6 protein-coding genes are annotated in these 7,177 nt (G+C 44.3%); 4 read left to right on the forward strand and 2 right to left on the reverse strand.

Annotated features, from left to right (window positions below; genetic code table 11):
* Positions 1-2: 2 nt before the first annotated feature.
* Entirely contained in the window at positions 3-656 is a 654-nt protein-coding gene (locus ACTTK7_RS15290) for a TVP38/TMEM64 family protein (RefSeq protein WP_462868957.1), read from the reverse strand.
* A gap of 233 nt (positions 657-889) precedes the next feature.
* Here ACTTK7_RS15290 and ACTTK7_RS15295 point away from each other — a divergent pair, with 233 nt between their 5' ends.
* The 3 genes from ACTTK7_RS15295 to ACTTK7_RS15305 all read left to right on the forward strand — a co-directional run bounded on the left by ACTTK7_RS15295 (position 890) and on the right by ACTTK7_RS15305 (position 4,042).
* Positions 890-1,528, forward strand: a complete 639-nt coding sequence (locus ACTTK7_RS15295) for an HD domain-containing protein (protein ID WP_462868962.1) — start codon at positions 890-892, stop codon at positions 1,526-1,528.
* Positions 1,529-1,646: 118 nt separating this feature from the next.
* Positions 1,647-2,834, forward strand: a complete 1,188-nt coding sequence (locus ACTTK7_RS15300) for an MFS transporter (protein WP_462868958.1) — start codon at positions 1,647-1,649, stop codon at positions 2,832-2,834.
* 515 nt (positions 2,835-3,349) lie between these two features.
* Positions 3,350-4,042: a C40 family peptidase gene (locus tag ACTTK7_RS15305; RefSeq protein WP_462868959.1), complete on the forward strand. Its 693-nt coding sequence runs from the start codon at positions 3,350-3,352 to the stop codon at positions 4,040-4,042.
* Between the two features lie 56 nt (positions 4,043-4,098).
* On the opposite strand, the gene ACTTK7_RS15310 is transcribed toward ACTTK7_RS15305, so the two are convergent.
* Positions 4,099-5,685 carry an L-lactate permease gene (locus ACTTK7_RS15310; protein ID WP_462868960.1) on the reverse strand — a complete coding sequence of 529 codons (1,587 nt, stop codon included), beginning with the start codon at positions 5,683-5,685 and terminating at the stop codon, positions 4,099-4,101.
* 362 nt (positions 5,686-6,047) lie between these two features.
* On the opposite strand from ACTTK7_RS15310, the gene ACTTK7_RS15315 reads away from it, so the two are divergent.
* On the forward strand, positions 6,048-6,977 hold the full coding sequence (locus tag ACTTK7_RS15315) for an AEC family transporter (protein WP_462868961.1): 930 nt from the start codon (positions 6,048-6,050) through the stop codon (positions 6,975-6,977).
* The last annotated feature ends 200 nt before the right edge of the window (positions 6,978-7,177 follow it).

Genomic DNA, 7,177 nt, shown 5'->3' on the forward strand with positions numbered 1-7,177 from the left:
TTTCATGGCTGCATCCCGAGCCATCTTTTGATTTTCTTACGGAGGAAAAAACCGGCAGTACTCAAAATGAGAAGAAGAGCAAGGGCAATCCAAAGCAGAAGACGGTTGCCGGAGACAATACTCTGGCCGAACGTGCCGTACATCATCATCCCGGGGATGATACCGATCATGGTTGCAGAAATGAAATGTGAATACTTGATTTTCGAAAAACCGGACAAATAGCTTAGCATACTGAACCCCATCAGTGGGACGAAACGGAGCACAAGCACCACAAAAAAACCACGATTTTCCATCAAATATTTCATTCTGGGGTTCCAGGGGATCTGACGTTTGCTGAATATTGTTTTTCCCATAAAGCGTCCGATAAAATATCCGCTCGTTGCTCCGCCAAGGGCTCCTGTCCATATATAAAGTACTCCAGGCCATATGCCGTATGTGATACTTGCAGTAATGGACAAAAGGGAGGAAGGAAAATAAATAAAAGGGCCCAGCGTATAGGCAAGCAGAAAAACGAAAGGGGAAATCCATCCAAACGAAGTGATGAAGTCCTGAATTTCTGTTGGACGAATGCTCATTCTGATATTGAAAAGGTAATACAGCCCGATTAAAGCGGTAATAAATAAAAAGCCTTTGATAATATTTATACTTGAGCGCACGTTTACCCTCCTTTGGCTGCAGAAGCGGGTAGTTTATACAGGTTAATTTTTTTGAAACAGGCGGAACTGTTTTGCGAATTTAGGCTATTTTAGCTTAACACGCGGGGGAGCATACCAACGAAAATTAATGAACAGCAATATATGAATTATTAAAATAACGCATACATGAAGCCCCGGAAGGGAAATCCAGTAAAATGGGCATATAAACATAAAACAGGAGAGGATGAATGAACATGGCAAATAGTGTAGCAGGAGTGAAAATTCCTGACAGTAAAATAGCAAAAGAAGCAGCTGATCTGTTGAGGGAATACGGGTCCGAACTGCTTTGGAATCACTCGAACCGCGCATATCTTTTCGGGGAAATTCAGGGAAGGGAAGCCGGACTGAAGTATGATTCGGAGCTGTTATATGTGAGTGCATTGTTCCATGATCTCGGGCTGACGACTCAGTACAGCAGTCCTGATAAACGGTTTGAGGTAGACGGGGCCAATGCAGCCCGCAGCTTCCTGCAGCAGCATAACATGGAGGATGAATCCATTCGTCTTGTGTGGGACGCTATCGCTCTGCATACGACAATTGGGGTTGCAGAGTATAAAGAGTCCGAGGTTTCCCTCCTTTATTCAGGAGTGGGCCTTGACGTTATGGGGGACGGATACCACCAGTTTCCTGAAAAATTACGGGAAGAAGTCGTGAGCGCGTACCCCCGGAATAATTTTAAAGAAAGAATTCTTCCTGCTTTTTATGAAGGATTTAAGCATAAGCTCGAGACGACATTTGGGAATATTAAAGCGGATGTTTGTGAGCGGTTTATGCCAGATTATAAGAGTCCTGATTTTTGCGAATGTGTTCTGCATTCACCGTGGAAAGAATAAAATCAGGATAAGCAAACATTGCTGCCGTTTCGACGGCAGCATTTTTTTATAGGGGTGGACAATTAAGGTTAAACGCTTTACCATAGTCTCTCATAGTTAAAAAAGAGAGGTGGCAAAGATGGGTATTCTTCGTACGAACCGGGCCATTATTATCGCTTTTATGATAGGGACTTTTTCTATTGGTATGACTGAATACGTGATTACTGGTCTTGTCACTCAATTATCGAACGATTTAAACGTACCTGTTTCTCTTACTGGTCTTCTGCTCAGTGTGTATGCTATCAGTGTGGCAGTTTTTGGACCCATCTTTCGTATTACGACGATGAAGTTTCCGGTCAAGCCGGTCCTGATTTCCTGCATGGCAGTCTTTGTGCTAAGTAACGTACTGGCAGCAGTGGCAACATCTTTTACTGTGCTTGTGGTAGCGCGCCTGATTTCAGCGGCGATTCACGCTCCGTTTTTCGGTCTTAGTCTTGCGATGGCTCACCATATTGTGGCTCCGTCGAAAAGAGGGCAGGCCATTGCTGCTGTGCAGGGCGGCTTAACCATATCGATTATGCTTGGGGTGCCGTTCGGATCGTATCTTGGCGGCGTGCTGGAATGGAGAATTGTATTCTGGATGATTGCTGTTCTTGGATTGATTACGCTAATCGGGCTTGTGCTGACCCTGCCAAATGAAAAGCCAACCGAAATACCAAAAGTGAAATATGAACTTGGTGTCTTTAAAGAAAAGACATTTCTTATGACGCTTGCCATCGTTATTCTCGGCTATTCCGGGGTTTTTACCACCTATGTGTTCAAGGAACCGATTCTGCGTGAAATCGGTGGTGTGGATGTCATAGGGGTGACATTCGCGTTATTTGCGTTCGGCACTGGGGCTGTCGCCGGGAATTTTCTTTCGAGCCGTATCCCGCTTAATCATTTAACGAGCAGGCTGCGTATTGCGTTTCTGCTTTTGACACTCATTTTGGTCTTCTTTATACCAATGATCAGCGTTATCGGCACGTTATTTATCGCAAGCTTTTTACTCGGAATGTTTGCGTTCGGTACAGTTCCGCTGCTAAATGCCAAGCTGCTGATTACCGGGCAGCATGCCCCTTCTCTTGCCGGAACAATAGCTGCAGCCGCCTTTAACCTGGCAAATGCGCTCGGAGCTACTCTGGGAACGATTGTACTGAACACGGGAGCGACGTTTTTTGTGCTGACCCTCTGCGGGGCGGCTCTTTCTGTCATCGGTATTCTGCTCACAGTACTGCTTCACCGGATGGAAAGCAGGAAGGCAGATGAATCTTCAAGTGCAGCGTAAACACTTGAATTAAAGCGCCAGGGCTGTCTCCGGGGAAACCCGGGACAGCTTTTTTTGTATTGATTCAGGCCAGTCCATTTATTTAAAAATAGAAATTAAAAAATGAAGAATATGCTGCCTTATATCCGAGTTTTTCAGAGCAGAACCTTTTGATGAAGTATAATGTCATTCTTTTTCCATAGTCATAGCGTTTATGATGTATTTAAAAAGATATTAAATTTTATTTACCTAATTAATGTATAAAATATTACTTTTATTAAAATGAGATTACAAATGTCCTAATGTCGTTGTTTAACCACGCTGGGTCAGATATACTCGGTCATGTTGAGTTGCTGATTCAGTCAGCGCACATAAAAATCTTTAAACTACTTAATGGAGGTGCAGTTTCACTCCGTCGTGGCCAGCCGTTGTTGCTCCAGTCTTATGGCAAAAAGGCAAGTAAACATATAAGAAAAATAAACAATACCTACTTAATCAAGTTTCGGTGATAGGTACTACGACGAGTGAACATTATAATGAAAAAATATCTTTTTGGAACAGCAATTACAGCAGGAGTTCTACTTGGTGCCCCGCAGGCAGCAGACGCATCAATCGATGATCACGGATCTTTATCTTACGGAGACACGAATTCCTCGGTAAACGATCTGCAGGAAACTTTAAAGGACGAAGGGTATTTCCACGGATATACAGGCTCGAGATTCGGTCCAAGAACGTTAAGCGCCGTAAAAGAATATCAATCTGACCACGGCATTTCGTCTCCGGCTGGTAATTATTACGGCGTAGCCGGTCCATCGACGCAGGGTTCTTTAATGGGCTCAGGCTCTTCGGGTGAACAGGTAGCGGGAGTATCTACAAGCAGCAGCTCTGGTATTACAAGTACGGCTAAGCAATACATCGGGTCACCTTATGTATGGGGCGGCGAGTCTCCAGGTGGATTTGATTGCAGTGGATTTATTAACTACGTATACGAGCAGCACGGTGAAAGCATACCGAGGACCGTTTCAGGCATGTATAGCGCCAGCTCAAGTGTTTCGAATCCTTCTCCAGGAGATGTTGTGTTCTTTAACACGAGAGGCGGAGCTTCTCACGCGGGTATTTACGTAGGGAACAATGAATTTGTTCATTCCGGTTCTTCTACAGGCGTAACTACTTCGAGTCTTGACAGCTCTTACTGGGGTCCACGTTACATGGGAGCCGGACAGCTTTAAAGTAAGAATAAAAACAGGCATGACGCTTATTCAAGGGTCATGCCTGTTTTTTTATATTAGAATACATTCATTATAATAAATCCTCCAACTCCTGCGAGCACCCCGTAAAGAATGGCCGGACCGAGCGTTTTGCGGATGACGCTGCCTTCTTTTCCCTCCATGCCGACTACTGCACATGCAGCGACCACGTTATGAATGCAAATCATGTTTCCGGCACCGGAGCCTACAAGCTGTGCACCCAGTACGACACTGGCATCTACTCCAGTAGCATTGGCGATACTGTATTGTACAGGAGAGAACGTGAGAGTGGAAACGGTGGCACTTCCAGTAATAAATGATCCAAGCTCCCCGAGAAACGGGGCGACAAGAATCCACATCGGACCGAAAGCAGCTGCCATCCCGGCTGCAATATACTCCGGCATACTGGTAATATCGCTGGTGTTGACGCCGGAGTTACTGAACACATGCACCATCACAAGCGTGGCAAATAAAGTAATTCCGGTGATTTTGATAGTGGAAAGAGCTTCCTTTGAAGAAGCCGTGAAATTTTTAAATGAACGCCGTTGAATCAGTACTGCAAGCAGTGCAGTAATAGTAAGAATGGTTCCGGGAGAATACAGCAGCTCCCAATTGGAGGTTATCCCTTCAACCCCTAAAATATTAGTCCAGGAAAGGTCAAGAACCGTAGTCGTAAACTCCCGCAGCCATGGGACAATTCTTGTTAAAAGCAGGAGGGCCACCACGATCAGGTACGGAGACCAGGCGGTAAGAAGACCCATGTCGGATCTTTTAGTATCAATCTTGAAATCGTCCTGCAGGGCATCCGTCCAGATATCTTTTGGAAGCAGAATTCCTTTTTTTGCGGTGAATGCTGCTGCAGCGAGTCCGGTGAGCGCTCCCAAAATAGCGACAAACTCCGGGCCGAACAAGAACGCGTATAATAATGCTGACGACGTGTACACAGCTCCGACCATCAGGGTCCATGGAAGCATCGGCCAAGCATCCTTCAATCCTCTGCCTTTTCCAAAAAACAGGGTTAGTACCACGATTAGAATAAACGGTATAAAGGTGCCGCCGAACAAATCAATTAATGTAACTGTAATACCAACTTCCTGGAAAAAGGCAGGACCCGCTGCATCAAGCGTGCTGAGACCGACAATGACGGGCGTACCGACGGCTCCAAAAGCAACGGCTGAACTGTCCGCTATAAGCGCAGTAGATACTGCAGCAAGCGGCTTAAAGCCCAGAGCAAGCATCAGCGGAGCCGTAATCATTGCCGGGGTGCCGAAGCCAGCAGCCCCTTCAAGCAGGGAACCAAACAGAAAAGCTACAATAATCAGCTGCACCCGCATATCCTTTGAAATACTTTGAAACCCCTGGTTAATACGGTCTACAGCTCCGTTTCTCCGAAGTGTATTCAGCAGTACGAGCGCTCCAAATAAAATAAGCAGAATGGTTAATGTTTTATGGGCACCCTGCAGAATAGAAGAAAGAATAACCTGGCTCCCCATACCCCAGACTGTAACGGCAAGCAGGAGCACAATAACAGAACTGAGAGTCATTCCTTTAATGGCAGGCATACGAAGCAGAACAAGAAAAATAAATGGAAAAATGACAGCGCTTAGCGCGACCAGCATCAGCATAGACGTGTCTCCTTTAGATGAGGAAATAAGTTAAAATGAAGTTGAGTTCTTCTTAAGATATGGTCATCAGATGTCTAACTTATATGTTAAACGCTTTCATCGACACATGCAATAGGAAGAGCCCGATTCAGGGGAGCTTAGCCTTTTTTGTCTTTTTTCAGGCATAAATCAGGCAATATACTATCATACCGGGAGTTAAAAATAATAAATGCGATTAACGTTGGCGCACTCTTAACAGTGAATAATTATTTAGCGCATTTGAGGATAAATTTACCATTTTCATTGCTTGTGGAGAGGATTATTAGTATATTCAAGAAAGGTAAAATTATTTATATTACCGACTGCAGGGGAGAGATGCTTTCTTGTCCTTTTTACCAATAATTATGCTTGAAGTAATGCTTCCAATCTTTATTTTACTGCTGCTCGGAGCAGTACTTCATCGAATATATGATTTTCATCTCAGTACGCTTTCCAAGCTGTTAACAGGACTTTTTCTCCCGGTCGTTATTTTTACAAATATTTCTGCCATGGAAGTGGAATCGTCTCTCTTACTTGACGTTGGCGCCTTTTTGATTATCCAGTTTTTTATTTTGACTCTGCTTGCCGGCATATGTGTCAAACTGTTCGGGATGGATGCGAAGCTTACGGCGACATTTAAAAACAGCGTAGTACTTATGAATTCAGGAAACTTCGGGCTTCCGGTGAGCCAGCTGGTGTTCGCTTCCAACCCGCTCGGGGTGTCGATCCAAATTATTGTACTGATGTTCCAAAACTTTTTAACATTTACATATGGAGTTTTCACTTCTGCAACCACACAGAAATCAGGAATAAAAGAAACGATGGCCCCTTTGTTTAAAACGCCTACGATTTACGCTTTAGCTCTTGGTCTTGTGTTCTACATATTTAATCTTTCACTGCCAAAAGCGGCAGAGCAGGTGTTAAATCAGATCGCTGCGGGATTTACGGCCCTGGCGCTTCTTGTCCTCGGAGCACAGATTGCTTACCCGAAGCTGAAATATTTATCCGCTTTCTTCTTTTTTACCATCAGTCTTCGATTAGTGGGAGCTCCAATTATCGCTTTAGGAATTATTTGGCTGCTTCAGCTTGAAGGAACGATTGCCCAGGCGTTATTTATTGCAAGTTCGTTTCCTATGTCGAGAAACAGTGCCCTGTTTGCGCTTGAATACGATAATTATCCGGAATATGCTGCCCAGAGCGTGCTTATTTCTACAATACTTGGAGGGCTGACGGTTTCCATAGTCATCTTTTTATCGCAAGTATGGTTTGGATGAAACAATAAAGCTGTCATAATAAATAAAAATTTTCATAAAAATAGAAAGCCCCCCGTTCAATGTGGAGTGACCTAAATAAATGAGACAGATAAAAGCACCTCTCACGTCGTATTCGTAGTAGGATTGGAGTGACCTAAATAAATGAGACAGATAAAAGCACCTCTCACGTCGTATTCGTAGTAGGATCGATAGATGGAGGT

It is taken from the genome of Marinococcus tarijensis (assembly GCF_054971385.1).